At 52.6% G+C, this 16,924-nt stretch carries 15 protein-coding genes and 1 tRNA gene; 5 read left to right on the top strand and 11 right to left on the bottom strand.

From position 1 onward, the window contains the following. The gene (dnaE, locus tag HK25_RS04645; RefSeq protein WP_086553713.1) at positions 1 to 3,420 is read right to left on the bottom strand and encodes a DNA polymerase III subunit alpha; all 3,420 of its coding nucleotides are present in this window, start codon (positions 3,418 to 3,420) and stop codon (positions 1 to 3) included. Positions 3,421 to 3,544: 124 nt separating this feature from the next. Between dnaE and HK25_RS04650 the strand changes: the two genes are divergently transcribed. Further along, positions 3,545 to 4,624, top strand: coding sequence for a cobalt-precorrin-5B (C(1))-methyltransferase (locus tag HK25_RS04650; protein WP_086635516.1), 1,080 nt, complete (start codon positions 3,545 to 3,547; stop codon positions 4,622 to 4,624). 5 nt (positions 4,625 to 4,629) lie between these two features. On the opposite strand, the gene cobM is transcribed toward HK25_RS04650, so the two are convergent. Genes cobM through cbiE form a run of 3 tightly spaced genes read right to left on the bottom strand, consistent with a single transcriptional unit; the run spans position 4,630 to position 6,997 of the window. After that, positions 4,630 to 5,382: a precorrin-4 C(11)-methyltransferase gene (gene cobM / locus HK25_RS04655; RefSeq protein WP_086553658.1), complete on the bottom strand. Its 753-nt coding sequence runs from the start codon at positions 5,380 to 5,382 to the stop codon at positions 4,630 to 4,632. Then, positions 5,379 to 5,768 (bottom strand): cobalamin biosynthesis protein, encoded by a 390-nt coding sequence (locus tag HK25_RS04660; RefSeq protein WP_158092917.1) that lies wholly within the window; start codon positions 5,766 to 5,768, stop codon positions 5,379 to 5,381. The genes cobM and HK25_RS04660 overlap by 4 nt, the downstream gene beginning before the upstream one ends. Then, a complete protein-coding gene (gene cbiE, locus HK25_RS04665) occupies positions 5,765 to 6,997 on the bottom strand; it encodes a precorrin-6y C5,15-methyltransferase (decarboxylating) subunit CbiE (protein ID WP_086635469.1) in 1,233 nt (410 codons plus the stop codon). The genes HK25_RS04660 and cbiE overlap by 4 nt, the downstream gene beginning before the upstream one ends. Positions 6,998 to 7,095: 98 nt before the next feature. Here cbiE and HK25_RS04670 point away from each other — a divergent pair, with 98 nt between their 5' ends. Then, the gene (locus HK25_RS04670; protein ID WP_086635470.1) at positions 7,096 to 7,884 is read left to right on the top strand and encodes a cobalt-precorrin-6A reductase; all 789 of its coding nucleotides are present in this window, start codon (positions 7,096 to 7,098) and stop codon (positions 7,882 to 7,884) included. Here the strand turns inward: HK25_RS04670 and cobJ are convergent. The 6 genes from cobJ to HK25_RS04700 all read right to left on the bottom strand — a co-directional run bounded on the left by cobJ (position 7,854) and on the right by HK25_RS04700 (position 14,086). After that, positions 7,854 to 8,615 carry a precorrin-3B C(17)-methyltransferase gene (gene cobJ, locus HK25_RS04675; RefSeq protein ID WP_086635471.1) on the bottom strand — a complete coding sequence of 254 codons (762 nt, stop codon included), beginning with the start codon at positions 8,613 to 8,615 and terminating at the stop codon, positions 7,854 to 7,856. The genes HK25_RS04670 and cobJ overlap by 31 nt on opposite strands. Then, the gene (locus HK25_RS04680; protein WP_086635472.1) at positions 8,612 to 9,337 is read right to left on the bottom strand and encodes a precorrin-2 C(20)-methyltransferase; all 726 of its coding nucleotides are present in this window, start codon (positions 9,335 to 9,337) and stop codon (positions 8,612 to 8,614) included. The genes cobJ and HK25_RS04680 overlap by 4 nt, the downstream gene beginning before the upstream one ends. Then, a complete protein-coding gene (locus HK25_RS04685) occupies positions 9,337 to 9,966 on the bottom strand; it encodes a precorrin-8X methylmutase (RefSeq protein ID WP_086553653.1) in 630 nt (209 codons plus the stop codon). Before HK25_RS04685 ends, HK25_RS04680 begins: the two co-directional genes overlap by 1 nt. Before the next feature lie 20 nt (positions 9,967 to 9,986). Next, positions 9,987 to 11,201 carry a precorrin-3B synthase gene (cobG, locus tag HK25_RS04690; RefSeq protein ID WP_086635473.1) on the bottom strand — a complete coding sequence of 405 codons (1,215 nt, stop codon included), beginning with the start codon at positions 11,199 to 11,201 and terminating at the stop codon, positions 9,987 to 9,989. A gap of 306 nt (positions 11,202 to 11,507) precedes the next feature. After that, positions 11,508 to 12,608: a hypothetical protein gene (locus HK25_RS04695; RefSeq protein ID WP_143295962.1), complete on the bottom strand. Its 1,101-nt coding sequence runs from the start codon at positions 12,606 to 12,608 to the stop codon at positions 11,508 to 11,510. Between the two features lie 548 nt (positions 12,609 to 13,156). Next, positions 13,157 to 14,086 (bottom strand): DMT family transporter, encoded by a 930-nt coding sequence (locus HK25_RS04700; protein ID WP_369822905.1) that lies wholly within the window; start codon positions 14,084 to 14,086, stop codon positions 13,157 to 13,159. 178 nt (positions 14,087 to 14,264) lie between these two features. Here HK25_RS04700 and panC point away from each other — a divergent pair, with 178 nt between their 5' ends. Both panC and HK25_RS04710 read left to right on the top strand, forming a co-directional pair. Continuing rightward, on the top strand, positions 14,265 to 15,104 hold the full coding sequence (gene panC, locus HK25_RS04705; protein WP_086635475.1) for a pantoate--beta-alanine ligase: 840 nt from the start codon (positions 14,265 to 14,267) through the stop codon (positions 15,102 to 15,104). A gap of 31 nt (positions 15,105 to 15,135) precedes the next feature. Next, on the top strand, positions 15,136 to 15,489 hold the full coding sequence (locus tag HK25_RS04710) for a RidA family protein (protein ID WP_086553649.1): 354 nt from the start codon (positions 15,136 to 15,138) through the stop codon (positions 15,487 to 15,489). A 122-nt stretch (positions 15,490 to 15,611) separates the two neighbouring features. Here HK25_RS04710 and HK25_RS04715 read toward each other — a convergent pair. Then, a tRNA-Asn gene (locus tag HK25_RS04715) sits at positions 15,612 to 15,687 on the bottom strand. Positions 15,688 to 15,823: 136 nt separating this feature from the next. Here HK25_RS04715 and HK25_RS04720 point away from each other — a divergent pair. After that, the gene (locus HK25_RS04720; protein WP_233127697.1) at positions 15,824 to 16,864 is read left to right on the top strand and encodes an ABC transporter substrate-binding protein; all 1,041 of its coding nucleotides are present in this window, start codon (positions 15,824 to 15,826) and stop codon (positions 16,862 to 16,864) included. Positions 16,865 to 16,924 lie beyond the last annotated feature (60 nt).

Below are 16,924 nucleotides of genomic sequence, written 5' to 3' on the forward strand. Positions count from 1 at the left end.
TTAAACCTGCTCAACACGGGAAATACCCGTGAATGTTTTAAGGCGCTGACTAAGCTGAGGCGTTACCCTGTAAAGCCCTTTAAGGCGAAGCTCCACATCACGTTCACCACTGACATCAGGCAACAACACAACACGCCCCATGCCGCCACGCTGCTGCTCAAGCGTCTCACGCAACTGAGGCAAGGCCTCCTCCCCACCAACCCAGACACGCAAAATGCTTTTACTCTGTGCTGCTGCATCCTCCAGCTCCGTCACATCGCTGGCCGTAATACGCATCGCTTCACCATCGAGTTTTAATTCAGCTTTGACCATAACGGCTGCCCCGGTGACCAGTTTTTCACGCACACGCCCCAGCACTTCAGAAAACAGAGTGACCTCACAGCTGCCACCGGCATCTGACAACCGCACCCAGGCCATTTTATTACCTGTGCGGGTCGGGCGTTCTTTTTTATCAACGACACAGCCGGCAATGCTGACGCGGGTCACGCCCGCCTCTGCCGCAGCCTGCAACGCTGAGGACTTAGTCACCCCCATGCGCCGCAGCACGGGACCATAGGCATCAAGCGGATGAGCCGTCATGTGAAAACCGATAGCATCAGCCTCCATCGTCAGCCGTTCAAACTCAGGCCAGTCAGGCCCCTCAGCCAGCCGTAACGGTTCAACATGGCCTGTACCACCAAACAGGCCAATCTGCCCTGATGCGGCCTCCTGCGCCTGGCTTTGCGCCCGCCTGAGCAAGGTATCTGCCGAACGACACACACGGGCACGGTTTTGATCCAGGCATTCAAAAGCTCCCGCCTTTGCCAGGTTTTCAACCTGCATGCGGTTAATATGCTTAGGATCAACCCGTGTTGTAAAATCAGCCAGGTCCTTAAATGGTTTATCTCCGCGCGAAGCTGTCAGAGCCTCCATCGCACCGGCACCAACACGCTTCACTGCAGCCAGTGCGTAACGAATGGCGTGTGTGCCATCAGGCAGCGTCTCAACACAAAAATCAGCTTCTGACTTATTAATATCAGGTGGCAGAACCTTAATACCCATACGCTCCGCTTCCTGGCGCAGAGTGGCAAGTTTTTCTGTGCGCTCACGCGCAAGCGACATACAGCCGGCAAGAAAGGCAACCGGATGGTTCGCCTTCATCCAGGCGGTCTGATACGACACAAGAGCATATGCGGCAGCATGCGATTTGTTAAAGCCGTAGTCAGCAAATTTTGCCATGAGGTCAAACACCTCGATAGCTTTGTCATGGTCAATACCGCGTGCTGTAGCTCCTTCTGTAAAAATTTCACGCTGCTTATCCATTTCAGCACGAATTTTTTTACCCATGGCACGCCGCAGCAAATCCGCACCACCCAGACTATAACCAGCCATTTTCTGGGCAATCTGCATCACCTGTTCCTGATAGACCATAATGCCATAGGTCTCTTCAAGAATCTCACGAATCTCCTCGTGTGGTGGCTCCCAGGCCTCACCATGCTTACGCCGGCAGTAATCAGGAATATTTGCCATCGGACCAGGACGGTAAAGCGCCACGGCTGCAATCAGATCTTCAAGGCGGGTCGGACGCATCTGACGCAAAACGTCGCGCATACCTGCACCTTCAAACTGAAACACCCCGGCGGTATCACCCCGGCTGAGCATCTCGTACGTAATCGGGTCATCGAGCGGAATAAGGCCCAGATCAACCTCAACACCCATTTTATTGAGAAAGTTGATACCGCGCTGCAAAATGGTAAGCGTCGTCAGACCAAGAAAGTCAAACTTCACCAGGCCAGCCTGCTCAACAAACTTCATATTAAACTGGGTAACCAGCATATCGCTTTTCGGGTCGCGATAGAGCGGAACCAGCTCAACCAGTGGGCGGTCGCCAATCACGACACCGGCAGCATGTGTACTGGCATGACGATAAAGCCCTTCGAGCTGCTGCGCTATTTCAAGCAGCCGGCGCAGTGCTTCATCCTCATCGCGCATTTCCTGCAGTTTGGGCTCACCCTCAACAGCCTGCTTCAGCGTGACCGGCTGAGCGGGATTATTAGGAATAAGCTCAGCTACACGATTGACCATGCCATAAGGCAAACCAAGCACACGCCCGACATCGCGCACTGCTGCACGGGCCTGCAACTTACCAAAGGTAATAATCTGCGCCACGCGGTCAGCACCATATTCGCGCCGCACATAAGCAATAACCTCGTCACGCCGGTCCTGACAGAAATCAATATCAAAGTCAGGCATAGACACACGTTCGGGGTTAAGAAACCGCTCGAACAGAAGGTTAAACGGAATGGGGTCAATATCTGTAATCGTCAGTGCCCAGGCGGCCAGAGACCCTGCACCAGAACCTCGCCCCGGCCCGACCGGGATGTTATGCGCCTTTCCCCACTGGATGAAGTCAGCCACGATCATAAAATAACCGGGGAACCCCATTTTTGAGATCACATCAAGCTCAAACGCCAGACGGTTTTTATATATCTCACGCGTGGCGTCATCAGGCTTAAGCTTAATAAAACGCTCCTCCAGCCCTTCCCAGGCCATGGCACGCAGCGTTTCATCCTCCGTTGATCCCTCCCTCACCTTGGGGCACACTGGCAAAAGAGGTTTACAGGTCTCAACCTTAATCGCGCAGCGACGGGCAATCTCGAGTGTATTGTCACAGGCATCAGGCAGGTCAGCAAATAAAGCGCGCATCACCTCAGGTGGTTTAAACCAGTGCTCAGGTGTAACACGCCAGCGGTCACGCTCTGCCATTGTACGCCCCTGAGCAATACAGATCAGGGCATCATGGGCCTCATACATATCGCGACGGGCAAAAAAACACTCATTCGTTGCCACCAGTGGCAGGCCAAAACTGTCAGCCAGAGCCAGAACCCCCGGTTCAACGGCTTTTTCGACCGGCAGATTATGTCTGTGCAGCTCAACAATCAGCCGGTCGTCAAATGTCTCGTGCAGCTGTGCAAGCCAGCGTTCCGCTTCATCCTTCTGCCCCTCAGCCAGCATCTGAAACAATGGCCCGCGCGTCCCCCCGGTCAGCAAAATAAGACCCTCGGAATGCTCACAGAGTGTCTGCATCTGCACAACCGGAGCGGCGGGGTCAGACTCCTGAAACCCGAGAGAGGAAAGAATACGCAGGTTAGACAAGCCTGCCGGATTTTGTGCCAGCAGCACAACCGGCTCGAGCGGAGCCCCCGGCTTAGGATTACGTGCCGGCAGATTGATCTGACACCCTGTAATGGGCTGCACCCCGGCCTTGCTGGCATATTGCGAGAACTCAAGCGAACCAAACAGGTTGCCCGAGTCTGTCATGCCCACGGCTGGCATCTGCATCTCCTGCGCCAGGCTGACAAGCTCAGGAACACGAATAGCGCCCTGGCTCAGAGAATAAGCAGAATGTACACGGAGATGGATAAAATCAGCATAGGACATGCCTGTTTCTATCATAAAAAACAGCTCTCTCACCACGGACAAAATGCAGTATGATGAAAGCATCTTCACATCTGTACGGAGATAACTCTTTTCCCTGACAATTCAGCTTTGTAAAAGAATGGTTATGACAGACACAGCACCACCGCTCCGCCGGGGATGGACCACCGGAAGCTGCGCTACAGCCGCAACCCGGGCCGCCTGGATGCTGCTGCTGGGCTATGATCCGCCAGCGACTGTGCCGATCACCTTACCCAACGGGTCATCGTGTGTTTTTTCCATCTGCCGTTATGGCACAGACAACGGAAACCCTTATGCTGAGGTGATAAAAGATGCAGGAGATGACCCTGATATTACCCACGGAGCCTGTATTCGCGCCACAGTCCGCCACCTGCCACAGGGCAGTGGCGTCGTTTTTCGTGCAGGCTCCGGCGTTGGCACCATAACGCGACCGGGTCTGCCGCTCCCCCCGGGTGAAGCCGCCATTAACCCCGTGCCCCGCGCTATGATGTGCAGGACACTGAGTGAAGTTAACGGCTCTCTGCCCGATGCAGAAATCATCATTTCAGTACAGGACGGTGTACGCCTGGCACAACGCACTCTGAACGGGCGCCTTGGTATTGTCGGTGGTCTTTCTATTCTGGGCACAACAGGCATTGTCGTCCCCTTTTCATGTTCTGCGTGGATTCACAGCATCCAGCGCGGCATTGATGTTGCCAGAGCAGAAGGCCTGCACCACCTGGCCGGCGCCACCGGCAATGTTTCCGAAAACACTGTACAAAAACTCTATAACCTGCCTGAGACCGCTCTGATCGAAATGGGCGATTTTGCCGGAGGGATGCTCAAATATCTGCGCCAGCACCCTGTGCCACGCCTGACCATTGCCGGAGGCATTGCAAAAATGACCAAGCTGGGCCAGGGGCGGCTAGACCTGCATTCAAAACGCGGCCAGGCTGACATGCGTGCTCTGGCAGAACTCGCTGCCACAGGAGGTGCCTCTCCCCCCCTCATCAGCGCCATTGCGGCCAGCCCGACGGTAGCCGAGGCATTTTTACTGACACAGGAGGAAAACATTCCTCTTGGAACCCTGATCGCACAAACTGCGCTCAAAACCGTGCAGCAGGCACTGGCACCAGCCAGTATCAAAGCTGATGTTGTTGTCTGCAACCGTGCCGGCCAGTGCGTAGGCCGCACGGAAGAACACTGACGACCTCAGCTTCTGAAACGACGACGGTAATCAGGGTCGTATAACGCACTCTCTCGGAACTCTTTATGCCCCAGAGCAGGCCCGACCAGCACAAGGGCCGTACGCTCAACAGGTGACTGCTCAAACACATTTTGTATGGTACCCAGCGTACCACGCAGCACAACCTCATCAGGCCATGTGGCACGGGCAACAATCGCTACAGGGCAGTCAGCACCATAAAAGGGTGTCAGTTCCTCAACAATTTTATCAAGCACATGAATTGCCAGGTGAACTGCCAGAGTTGCTCCTGTTGCCGCAAAAGCCGCCAGCTTTTCTTTCTCAGGCATTGCTGAGGCTCGGCCTGTCATACGGGTAAGTACCAGGCTTTGCGCAACACCGGGTACAGTCAGCTCCTGCCCCAGAAGAGAAGCGGCTGCGGCAAAAGCAGGTACACCCGGTACCATACGCCAGGGAATATTCAGCCGGTCAAGACGGCGGGTCTGCTCAGCAACCGCACTATATATCGACAAATCCCCCGAATGCAGGCGAGCCACATCTTCACCCGCCTCATGCGCTTTCACATATTCCGCCTCAATCTGATCAAGCGTCAGAGGAGCTGTATCAATAAGACGCGCACCCGGCGGACAAAATTTAAGCATATCAGGTGGCACAACTGAACCTGCATAAAGACACACCGGACATGAAGCCAGAATATCGCGCCCCCGCACAGTCAGCAGATCAGCAGCCCCCGGGCCTGCCCCTATAAAATGAACGGTCACGCTTTCTTTCCTCCTGCCAGGGCACAGACAATGCCCCCGTGTTTCTGCCCGGGACCATATAGCTGAGCCTCTGCTCCGGCTGCAACCAGGGCACACCCCTCAGCAACCGACGCAAAGCCGGTGAGACGGCGCGCTACACCAGAATATGTCAGGCACAAAGGCTGTATATCAGCAAGCTCTGCATCATTAACCCAGCACAAAGGCACATCCAGTCTGGCGGCTACATCGCCGGCCAGCTGCCGGCTGGTTTTAAAGGCAGGCACAGCCAGACAGGTAAGGTTTACCACGCCATAATGACACATCATCTTCTGCACAATATGAACTGCCTGTTCGGCTGTGGCATGGCTGTTCCAGCCCAGACCCGCTATAGTGCGGTAAAATCTCACTCCACCGGCTTCCAGGCTACCCACTGCGTAACCGTCATAGCCGGTTTAAAGCCATGCAATGAGCCAACAGCAGTCAGACGTGCAGCACTCAGGCGGCTCACCTCACCACCCCATTTCTGCCAGGCCTCTAACACCCGTATTTCTGTTTCTGCAACAACAGCATTAACAACAATACGTCCACCAGGTTTCAGTCTGCTCCACGCTATCTCAAGCATATCGGGGGCAGTTGCCCCGCCGCCAATAAAAATGGCAGATGGCTGAGGTAAATTATATAAAGCCTCAGGGGCTTCACCCTGCACAATATGCAGATCAGGCACACCTAACATCTGAGCATTGCGGGCAATACGCGCTGCGCGTTCAGGCACACGCTCAACCGCAACAGCCCGACAGGTCGGGTCAGTCAGCATCCATTCAATACTCACAGACCCACACCCGCCACCGATATCCCACAACAGCTCTCCGGCTCTTGGTGCCAGAGAGGATAATGTCACTGCACGCACCTCACGTTTTGTAAGCTGGCCATCATGCTCAAAGCAGGAATCAGGCAAACCTGCCGCCCGCGAGAGAGCAGACTGTGTTGTGCTTTGTGGTATCTCAAGAGCGACCATACAGAGCCTGTTAACAGGCTCTGTAATCCCCTCATACGCAAGGCAGGAAGCACGCTTCTCCTGCTGCCCCCCGAGCGCTTCGAGAATATGACACTGAACCTGGCCAAAACCCAGCTCGGTCAGCCAGGAGAGTAAGAGCCCCGGAGTTGTCTCATCAGCACATAACACCAGAAGGCGCGCTCCAGGCTGCAAAAAAGGCCGCAGCACCTCCATCGGGCGCCCGCAGACAGACAGAACCTGACAACCCTGACGCGCCCAGCCCAGCCGGGCACAGGCCAGTGAAACAGATGACGGAGCAGGCAGGCAGACCATATCCTCAGAACTCAGGTGAGCCGCCAGCGTAACCCCTACCCCGTAAAAAAACGGATCACCTGAGGCCAGAACCAGTGTCGGGTGCCCCCTGCGCGCCAGAACCTGTTCGATGCCCGTTGAAAAAGGCTGCCCCCACGAATGGGCCTCACCCTTTATGAGCGAGCGACATAAGGTGAGATGCCGCTCTCCTCCAATAATCCACGGTGCAGTTTCAATAAGCGCGCGTGCTGTGGCAGAAAGGCCTTCTGCCCCTTCTTCCCCCACGCCTATGACCGTCAGCCAGGGCATATTTCTGCTGGGTACGATCATGCCTTATGCCCTCTCCGAATCCTGGTGCTATAACGTGTCACACTGATATAACCTACCGTATGACGCAAAATAGCGTGTTGTAGCAAAGACTTCTGATCATGCCTCTTCTGCACTCACCGCCTGTACCTGTTCTGATTCTCGGGGGCACAACCGAAGCCAGCACCCTGTGTACTCTTCTGGAATACCAGAATAACTTTGCACCAACACTCTCTCTTGCTGGTGTGACGCGCAACCCACATCTGCCAGCCCTGTCAGTGCGCACCGGTGGCTTTGGCGGGGTTGATGGACTTTGCGACTGGCTGCGCCACAATAAAATTCAGGCTGTTGTGAATGCAGTACACCCTTTTGCAGCTGTCATGAGCCAGCATGTCAGCATAGCATGTGAGAGGCTCTCACTCCCCCTGCTGCGTCTCAAACGCCCGGGCTGGAAAGCTACACCAGCAGACACCTGGCACCACGCACCGGACCTGAATAAGGCAGCCATGGTTCTGGCAGCGATCACCCAGCCTTTACAGATTTTTTTAACCACCGGCCGCAAAGAAACCACGCCTTTTAAAAATGCACCACAGCACCATTATATTCTGCGCTCAATCGAAGCACCCCTGCCGGCTGACCTGCCACCCTACACAACACTCATCACTGCCCGCGGCCCTTTTGACCTGGCTGGCGAATATGACATGCTTCGCCGGCACCGGATTAACTGGCTTGTCACAAAAAATTCAGGTGGAAAAGCAACATTTGCAAAAATAGAAGCCGCAAGGCAGCTGAATATTCCGGTCTTAATAATCGATCGGCCAGCGCAGCCAGCCGGCCCCTGCGTACATACAGCGCAGGAGGCTCTCAGCTGGTTACAAAACTACTCCGCCACAACACTGCGCAATGTATAAAACCAGGGCTGATGACCAGAAGGCCGCTCAATCAACCGGCTGGCTGCACACCCGATCAGCACCAGAGTGCTCATATCCGCCAGGTCGGCATCAGCCTCTTCAATACTGGTTATTCTGACGGCTTCATCGGGACGACCAATAGCGCGGGCAAACGCAACAGGCGTATGAAGCGGCACAAACTGCCGCAGATGAAGCAAGGCCTCACCAAGCTGCCAGGGGCGTGCCTGCGAGCGCGGATTATAAAGGGCGATAACAAACCCGGCCTCTGCCGCCAGCTGCAACCGCCGCAGAACAACTGGCCAGGGCTTGAGGTTATCTGAAAGAGACATCACACAAAAATCGCCTCCCAGTGGCGCACCAAGTGCCGCCGCAGCCGCCAGAACCGCACTGACCCCGGGGATGACTTCAATATCAAGCGTCCGCCATGTGTCAGGCCCAAGCTGTACCTGCTCAAAAACGGCACTGGCCATGGCAAATACCCCGGCGTCACCACCTGACACAACGCCGACATGCCGGCCAGCTGAAGCCATTTCAAGAGCGTGACGTGCGCGTTCAGCCTCAACACGGTTATCAGAACTATGACGAATGACATGATGCGGCGCTTCAACCCGCTGCACATAAGGGCCATACCCCACAAGGTCGGTCACCTGTTCGAGCACCTGTGTTGCCTGGGGAGTACGCTGCAAAATATTACCAGGCCCGAGGCCGATAATGCTGATACGCCCGCTCATCTGATACCCTTTCGTCCCGGAACCAGCACCAGCGAGAAATATGGTGCGGTCTCTCCACACTCCTCAAACGGGCAGGAAAAACTATCCGGCTGCGTGCCACGCTCCACATAGCGCGCATCTGACATACGGCCTGACTGTACAAGGGCATTGCGCACTTTGCTCATGTTACGGCCTATTTTCATAATAACTGCCGCATCAGCCTGTTGCAGCCAGCGGGTCAGATCTGCCTCAGGCAATGTCGCAGGAATAACACACAGAACATCATCACCGTGCGTCATGGGCAGCTGAACCTGTGACCAGCAGCCATTCATAGCGGCAATGCCAGGCACAACCGAGGTTGCAAACTGCTCTTTCAGCCGGTCAAACAGATACATGGCTGAACCATAAAGAAAAGGCTCGCCCTCACACAGCACGACGACATCCTGCCCCTGTGTAAGCATATCTGCCAGCTGCTGCGCACTGCGGTCATAAAACGCCTGGATACCACGCTGATAATCCGGGTCTTCCACTGCGATTTCTGTCGTGAACGGATACACCAGGCGCAGCTCATGCGTCCCTTCAGTAATGTATGTCTCTGCAATAGTGCGGGCGTGCCCTTTACGCCCCTCACGGCAAAAATAAGCTACCACCGAAGCACCCTCGATCAGGCGGGCAGCTCTTACCGTAAGCAGATCAGGGCTGCCCGGACCAACCCCTACAACATGCAGTGTGCCTGTAGCCATTATTCAGTCTCGCTGGCCAGAGCATTGACCGCAGCTGCAGCCATTGCACTGCCACCAAGACGACCATGCACAATAAGCCAGGGAACATCTGTACGCTGAGACAAAGCTTCTTTCGATTCAGCCGCACCGACAAAACCAACCGGCAAACCAATAACAGCCGCAGGCTTTGGTGCACCGGCATCAAGCAGTTCGAGCAGATAAAACAACGCGGTGGGCGCGTTGCCGATTGCCACGACTGCGCCTTTCAGCCTCTCACCCCAGAAGTCAAGCGCTGCGGCGGAACGTGTGTTACCAATCAGCTTTGCACGCTCAGGCGTACGTTCATCACGCAACGTACAAACGACCGGATTAGAAGCAGGCAGACGGGCACGGGTAACACCATGTGCTACCATTTCTGAGTCACACAAAACCGGACATCCACCCTTCAGTGCCTGACGTGCAGAAGACGTGAAATCAGCTGACATGCTGACATGCTGAGCCAGTTCAACCATGCCGCAGGCGTGAATCATACGCACCACAATATTAGCATCAGTAACAGGAAAGGCACTCAGATCTGCCTCATCACGGATCATAGAAAAAGACCGCTGATAAATGGCCGCGCCATCATGGATATAGTCATAACCAGCCATAATGGCCCTCACTCCTTCGTTTAACCGCCGCCTTCACCCATATCTGAGCGCACAAAAGCACACACGGCTTCAAAATCTGTCACCCTGCACACAGGGGCATCACCTGCCCTACTATTTCTGGCAAGATGATACTCACCAGCAGTAGCCACAACTGTGACATCTGCCGGAGCAGGATGAGCACACCCCTTACGACACCCTGAGACATGAAGTGAAGCACCTGACGGCAAAAAAGCTGACAGAGCCAGGGCCTGTGCCGGTATATCGTGGGCAGCCTGTGCACATCCCTTCGCACCAGAACAGGCATAAACGCGCAGCCTGGCCTCATCATGCTCTGTCAGAAGTCCTGTGATCTGAGGCATCGCATTTTGCCCTGCCAGGATCAGACTATGCCACGGCGTCAGTCTGATATATCCATCACCCTGACTGGCAACGGCGGCACAATCACGTAAAATTTCAGGCGTCAGAGAGCCAAGTGCCACACCCAGACCATACACACCCGGCACCAGAGAACCAGTCAGCAACGGATTTTTCTGCGGCGGGATTATTACGCGCTCATACGGCTGGTTACACGCTTCAAATAAAAGACAGCCTGTTTCAGGCTGGCGAAGCGGGCGTGTTTTATCGGCCTGCTCAACAAAGCGCCTGGCCAGATCAAGAGCAAGCGAGACAACACCTGAAGCATCAAGAGCCTCGCTGCGAGCAACACCACAGGCGACCTGCCACAAAGTGTCGGAACCAGCCACAGCCTGCAAAGATATATCGCCCTTTAAGGCACCAGCCGGGCATAAACCACCACCATCAACCACGAAGCCAAATTTATCCGGCAAAGCAGACAAATTCTCTGAGCTCATAAGCTGTTCTGACAAATTATAAGCGACAGAAAGCGTTTGTACAGCGCAGTCTTTATCCAGCCCGGCCAGAGGCGAAACCTGTAATGCCCTGCGTTTTTCCGCACCCGGATCAGGCAGACCAAGACCCGCCTCAACCATACGCCGGGGAAAAAGAAGCGCCTGCTCGTAAGTAAACCCTCTGAGCTGCAGGCTGCCACGATTTGTAAGCGTGATAACACCATTGCCATGACGCTCTGCTTCATCAGCCAGAAGGAGTGCCTGTTGCGCACTGACCCGGCCAAAAAGCGGACGCACCCGCACCAGCCAGCCATCAGCCGCCTGCATGGGCATATGCAGACCTGGACACCACCCTTTAACGACCGGCTGCACGACAGAAAATGTCATAATATGTGTTGTCCCGCCCCCAGGCTTTTATGCTCTGTGTGACAGTGTTAAGCAGGCCTGTTTCAGTGTGTCAAAAACTATCAGTGAAAATATTAATATCACGAAAAAACAGAAAAATTATCGGGTAAAAGGATATATACTGACCTGACAATGAGCAGCAGCGGCTTAACCTGTTATACCGACTGTACTATTTACGCCGGCTCTACATTTTTCTCCTGCTCGTAACTCACTTCTTTTTCTGGTCACACACGAACACCCACCTGCAGACCGAATGTTCGTATAATGTGAAACCTGTCCAATTTCTCTTCAGCTATTCTTAAACTTCTTTTTTCGAAAAGAGACCTGCATAGATATCAGCTTCTCTATCCCTGATGTGCTGCGGCACATCTCACCATTCTTAACTTCCGTGACAATTTCTCCGCTTGAAAACTGTGCTGCATAAACGCAATCCAGCTCCAGACTTTCCGGCCCGGCTATCTCTATAGCAAAACCGACAAGCGGCATCCCTTCCCCTCTGGTGCCACAATATACGCCATTCGCTACCCAGTCGCTGGTGCGGCCATTCAACAACACAGCTTTATACCTGATCCGTAAATTTTCAGGATTTATATGCAGCTCAAACCCCTCAATTCTGAAACGGGCAGTATTTTCAAAGTAACCCACCACCACAGGAATGCCTTCCGGGAAAGAGGCAACAGAACTCTGTGTATGAAAATCACCAATATTAGAAATATGAGCTGACAGCCTTACAGGCAGAGCAACTTCTTTCTCATGGCGAGGCATAAGGCATTTGCGCCCAAAAAAGTTTTTAGTTGCTATACGTGAATCTGTACTGGTGCCGTTATCAAAACGTTCCTCCAGCTCTGGTGCCTGTCCATTATAAATAAAGTGATTGAGCGTATCATGCCGCTCCTTACAATATTTTTCAAATGCAGCAAAACATGAAAAAGTAGATTTACATGTCCCCACAAAAAAAGGCGCTTTCAAAGAAAGAGAAAAATCAATTAGTGATAAGGTAAGGGTATCATATTCTCTTATATTAATAAAATCAGACTTCCAGTATAAATAAATATTGAAATCTTTTTTTGCTATAATTCTTATTTCTTCTTTTGAGTATGGCATATTATCCTCATCACACAGAATTAATGCTGATGATAATAAATATCCAAATTTATTTTTGGCTTTCGCCAGAATAGCTGATGGCGCCAGTAAATTATCTTCATACTTAACAGGGCTTAAAACACTATGGCTGTAATCTTCCCAGTCTTTCTCAACACGCATTTGTATAACATGTTTGATATCACGATCCTGAAAAATACCATCACCAATGATCGTAGCAATTTCTTCTATAGTGTCATTCAGAATAAAAGCCCTGGTGAGCTGGCACGTCAGCCCATAAAGCGCCATATCACCAAGAATTTTAGTTTCTCCAAACCGCTCTGCACCTTCCCAGAAGCAGGCTGAGGAATCAACTTCCTGATAATCATCATCCGGCCCGTATTTAACAGGAATGGAAAAGGCGTTAAGAACATAACAAATATAACGAACATCAAATACTGACGCAAAATCAACCCGTGGCCGGGGTTCTCTGCTCTGCGGATCAAACATAACCAGAGGAGGAAGCTTTATACCCTTCTTCTCTCTCAGCGCTTTATGAGCCAGGCCAATAAGCGCCAGTTTCTGGTTAGTTATACCGGCAGCTACACCATTATAACTTATATATTCCATACCCATCTCATCATCTATCTTGAAAAAACTGTATATTTTTTTAACAGACTGGCAATATTCATATAATTATACCACCCTTAAAATCATATCACCCTCTGGTCAGGCAGCAGACAGCACATAAATGGGGTTAAAAAACAAACCCATTTAAACCGATTGCCAGACCACAGAAGCCAATGCTCCCTACATGGTCCATGGCTGAACGACAGAGAGAAAGCTGATGGTCTTTTTTATTTCAACATCCCGGCTTTCAAAGCACGATTACGCTCTGCACGCTCCTTCATGGCCATACGCTCGTAGCGAATACGCTGACGAAACCAGTTGAGCATGCCTGAAAAAGTAATGACGGCAATACCAACAAAGGTCCAGACATCCAGCGCATCATGAAAAACGATATAGCTTAGCGCAATGGCCCAGACCATCTGGCTATATTGCGGCAAAGCAACACGGTTAGCCGGAGCACGGGCTGTCGCCAGCATAAGCAGCAGCTGCCCTAATGCAGCCAGAAAACCATAACCAAACAAATATACCCAGGCAGTAATATGCGGCGGCCAGGCTGCATTAGCGGCCATCAGAATACCATTACCGATAAGCGGCCCCGCCAGACTTGAGCCAAACAGAGACAAACGCACACTTTCTTTATCAGCCACACGATAGGCTATAACACTACCTGCGCATGATATAGCTGAGAGCAAAGCGCATAAATGCCCTATATTCAGGGCACGCACACCAGGGCGCAGCACTATCAGCACACCGACAAACCCGAGCACAACCGCAATCCACGCCCATATCGTCACTTTCTCTTTCAGCAACACAACTGAAAGAATAGTAACAAATAACGGCATCAGAAACATAAGAGAAAAAGCCTCAGGCATAGGCAGCAGCATAAAAGCCTTTACACTGGCTGCTGTCGCCACAAAAACGCACACAGCACGCAAAACCCACATAGCCTTATTTTGCGGCCGCACAACATCGAGATACGACTCATGTGGTTTGCGTATAAATGGCAGAATAAGCAGCCCGAACACACCACCTGAGAAAGCAACCTCAAACGGGTTCATATGTCCCGCCAGCATTTTAGAGAACGCGTCACTGATCGAGAATGACGCGTACGCCCCAAAAGCAAGCGCCATGCCAGAGAAAAGAGTTTTTGTGTTCATAAGATGAGGTGCCATATCCTGAAGGCAAAAAAAACCGCGACGCTTTGTCATCAAAACAGCGTCACGGCCTGCATATGCTCCCGATATAGCGTTAACAGCGAAAACACCACATTATTTTTCTTCAGAGCAGAAGTGCTTTATAAGTATAGTATCTTTTATTACACAACCAGGATCTGACATGCAGATTATTACAGACCGGCAGGAACTGGCCCGCCTGGTCACTCAATGGCACAGACAAGGCGAAACCATAGGTGTCGTGCCAACAATGGGATCTCTTCATAACGGGCACCTGGCACTTGTGCGTGCCCTGGACGGTAAAGTCACCCGCCGCATTGTCACGATTTATGTTAACCCCATTCAGTTTAATAACGCAGATGATTTTCGCCTCTACCCACGCAGCCCTGAGGCCGATGCAGACCTCCTCAGGCAGACCGGTATCGTCGACGTGCTGTACACGCCCGACAGCCAGGACATGTACCCCGAACATTTTTCAACGCAGGTAACCGTCAGCGGCGCAGATACTATTCTCTGCGGTGCAGACCGCCCCGGGCATTTTAATGGTGTAACCACCATTGTCACCAAACTACTGATGCAGACAGGCGCTGATGTGGCTGTATTTGGTGAAAAAGACTTCCAGCAGCTCAGCATTATCCGCCGCATGACTGAAGATCTGAACTTCCCTGTTTCTGTGCTCTCTGTACCGGTTGTGCGCGAAGCTGATCAGCTTGCTCTCTCTTCACGCAACCGTCGCCTGACAGCTCAGCAGCGCCGGCAGGCTGCGCAACTCCCCTCTCTTCTGCTCGCATGCATTGCCAGCATGAAACATAATCAGACAGAAAAAGACGCACTTGTCACCTGCCGCACCAAACTTACCCAGGCAGGATTTACTGTGCATTATCTCGAACTGCGCTCAGGCGAGACACTGAAGATCACAGCAGCGGCAGACCCTTCTGCCCGCCTCTTTGTTGCCGCAAGCCTGGGGGATATTCGTCTTATTGATAATATGCCTCTAAGCTGAGGCTTTCTTTTCTGACACACAGGAGCCTGTCATGAGCGATATTACGCGCCTTGAACCCGAAGAACGCCTTTGTGGCGCAGTTATCTATAATGGTCTGATTCACCTGGCTGGTCAGGTCGCTGATGATCCGTCACTTGATGTAAAAGGACAGATGGCTGACATTCTGCGCCAGGTTGATTCTCTGCTCAGCAAGGCTGGCACTGACAAAAGCCGTCTTCTCTCCGTTCAGATTTTTCTGACTGATATCAACGATATTACAGAAATGAACAAAGCATGGGACGCCTGGTTAGACCAGGATAATAAACCAGCCCGTGCAACAGTTGAAGCAAAACTGGCTAACCCGGCATGGAAAGTCGAACTGACCGGCATTGCGGCCCTGCGCTGATACTACCCCGGGGCTGCTGATAACGCAGCTCCACCAGATTCTGCCCGGCACACGCGTATATAGTCAGAAGACGCAACGATTAGCACCCTTGAGAAACAATATTTATATTTTTATGAAAAGGCTGGCTCCCGAAGTAGGACTCGAACCTACGACCCAGCGATTAACAGTCGCTTGCTCTACCAACTGAGCTATTCGGGATCAGCGAGGCATCGTATAACCGCATTTGGCGGGGCTCGTAAACCCCCTTATGTGATTTTTTTTATTTTTTTTATCGCAACTGTTTCTGCCGTGACAGTACAGATCTCTCCGCGTTAGAAAGATCAGGAACATGAGCATGTCAGGCCCCCCTCCCGGCACTTTCCCGCGCCGCACGTTTCTGCTCTGTGGATTAGCCGGAGCGGCAGCCGCAGGCAGTGCTGAGCTGTACCATCTGCACAGGCATCATCACCCCCGCCGCAGAGCTGATGGCCTTTACCACCAGATACGCCTGGCATGGCCTGACGCAGATAACAGCCCGGTTCTGAATGTTGCTGCGCAGAAAAATTTTCTTACGCACTACAATCTCGATCTCCTGCCCTTTAACAACCCTCCTGAAGACGGGGATGAGGCTATAACAGCCCTGACAAAAGGAGAGGCCTCTTTTGCGGTTGCACCCGCCACTACATGGTTAACACATCTCAATCAGGGACTGGCCGCCAGCCTTATTCTGGGGGTACAGCCAGGAACATTTCGCCTGCTCGTGCGGCGCGCGACAGGCATTCAGAGACTTAACCTGCTCCTGAACCGTACTGTTCTGGTTGGCGAGCACAACAATGCAGGAAAATTGTTTTTCGCCACCATGATGCGCCGCAAGGGCATGAACTCTATGGAAAAAATAAACTGGAAAATCGTACCTGATGCCACACTGACAGCGCCGGATACGCTCGCTGAAGCGGACGCGGTAGTGACGGATGACCCGCAAGGGTGGCAGCTGCTCAGCACGCAGCCAGGCGTATTTTCTGAACTGGCAGGCAGTACAACGGGCGCTTATTCAGAGCGTACAAACCTGGTACTTGGTATCAGCCATACTGCCCCTGACACCGAAGCAGATGCAGCAACAGCACTCACTCTGGCCCTGAAAGATGCTGCAAAATGGTCCCGCACTCATTTGCAGGAAACCGCTACTCTTATGGCCCAGACATCTGACGGATTAAACGCACAGACCATATTCCGGATGCTCCAGAAAGAACCGGTCATACAGGCGATTACAGGGCAGAAACTACGTGAGCAGGTTGCTCAGTATTGTGATGAGCTGCAACTGCTTGGCCTGCTCCCTCAGACAGCTGACTCGTCAGCTCTGGCTCATCGTTTCACCCATAACCCGTTACGCAATTAAGCAGGGTGTTCTTCCGGCCGCAGATATAAAAAACTGACTGAAAACCGTTTTTTAAAATAG

Source organism: Acetobacter sp. DsW_059, assembly GCF_002153695.1.
In the GTDB taxonomy this organism is placed as follows: Bacteria; Pseudomonadota; Alphaproteobacteria; order Acetobacterales; family Acetobacteraceae; genus Acetobacter; species Acetobacter thailandicus.

What these genes read in the sequence shown, in the direction of transcription:
- dnaE (WP_086553713.1), bottom strand. Translation starts at nt 3,420, where the DNA reads ATGTCCTATGCTGATTTTATCCATCTCCGTGTACATTCTGCTTATTCT.
- HK25_RS04650 (WP_086635516.1), top strand. Translation starts at nt 3,545, where the DNA reads ATGACAGACACAGCACCACCGCTCCGCCGGGGATGGACCACCGGAAGC.
- cbiE (WP_086635469.1), bottom strand. Translation starts at nt 6,997, where the DNA reads ATGATCGTACCCAGCAGAAATATGCCCTGGCTGACGGTCATAGGCGTG.
- HK25_RS04670 (WP_086635470.1), top strand. Translation starts at nt 7,096, where the DNA reads ATGCCTCTTCTGCACTCACCGCCTGTACCTGTTCTGATTCTCGGGGGC.
- cobJ (WP_086635471.1), bottom strand. Translation starts at nt 8,615, where the DNA reads ATGAGCGGGCGTATCAGCATTATCGGCCTCGGGCCTGGTAATATTTTG.
- HK25_RS04680 (WP_086635472.1), bottom strand. Translation starts at nt 9,337, where the DNA reads ATGGCTACAGGCACACTGCATGTTGTAGGGGTTGGTCCGGGCAGCCCT.
- HK25_RS04685 (WP_086553653.1), bottom strand. Translation starts at nt 9,966, where the DNA reads ATGGCTGGTTATGACTATATCCATGATGGCGCGGCCATTTATCAGCGG.
- cobG (WP_086635473.1), bottom strand. Translation starts at nt 11,201, where the DNA reads ATGACATTTTCTGTCGTGCAGCCGGTCGTTAAAGGGTGGTGTCCAGGT.
- HK25_RS04695 (WP_143295962.1), bottom strand. Translation starts at nt 12,608, where the DNA reads ATGGCGCTTTATGGGCTGACGTGCCAGCTCACCAGGGCTTTTATTCTG.
- HK25_RS04700 (WP_369822905.1), bottom strand. Translation starts at nt 14,086, where the DNA reads ATGAACACAAAAACTCTTTTCTCTGGCATGGCGCTTGCTTTTGGGGCG.
- panC (WP_086635475.1), top strand. Translation starts at nt 14,265, where the DNA reads ATGCAGATTATTACAGACCGGCAGGAACTGGCCCGCCTGGTCACTCAA.
- HK25_RS04710 (WP_086553649.1), top strand. Translation starts at nt 15,136, where the DNA reads ATGAGCGATATTACGCGCCTTGAACCCGAAGAACGCCTTTGTGGCGCA.
- HK25_RS04720 (WP_233127697.1), top strand. Translation starts at nt 15,824, where the DNA reads ATGTCAGGCCCCCCTCCCGGCACTTTCCCGCGCCGCACGTTTCTGCTC.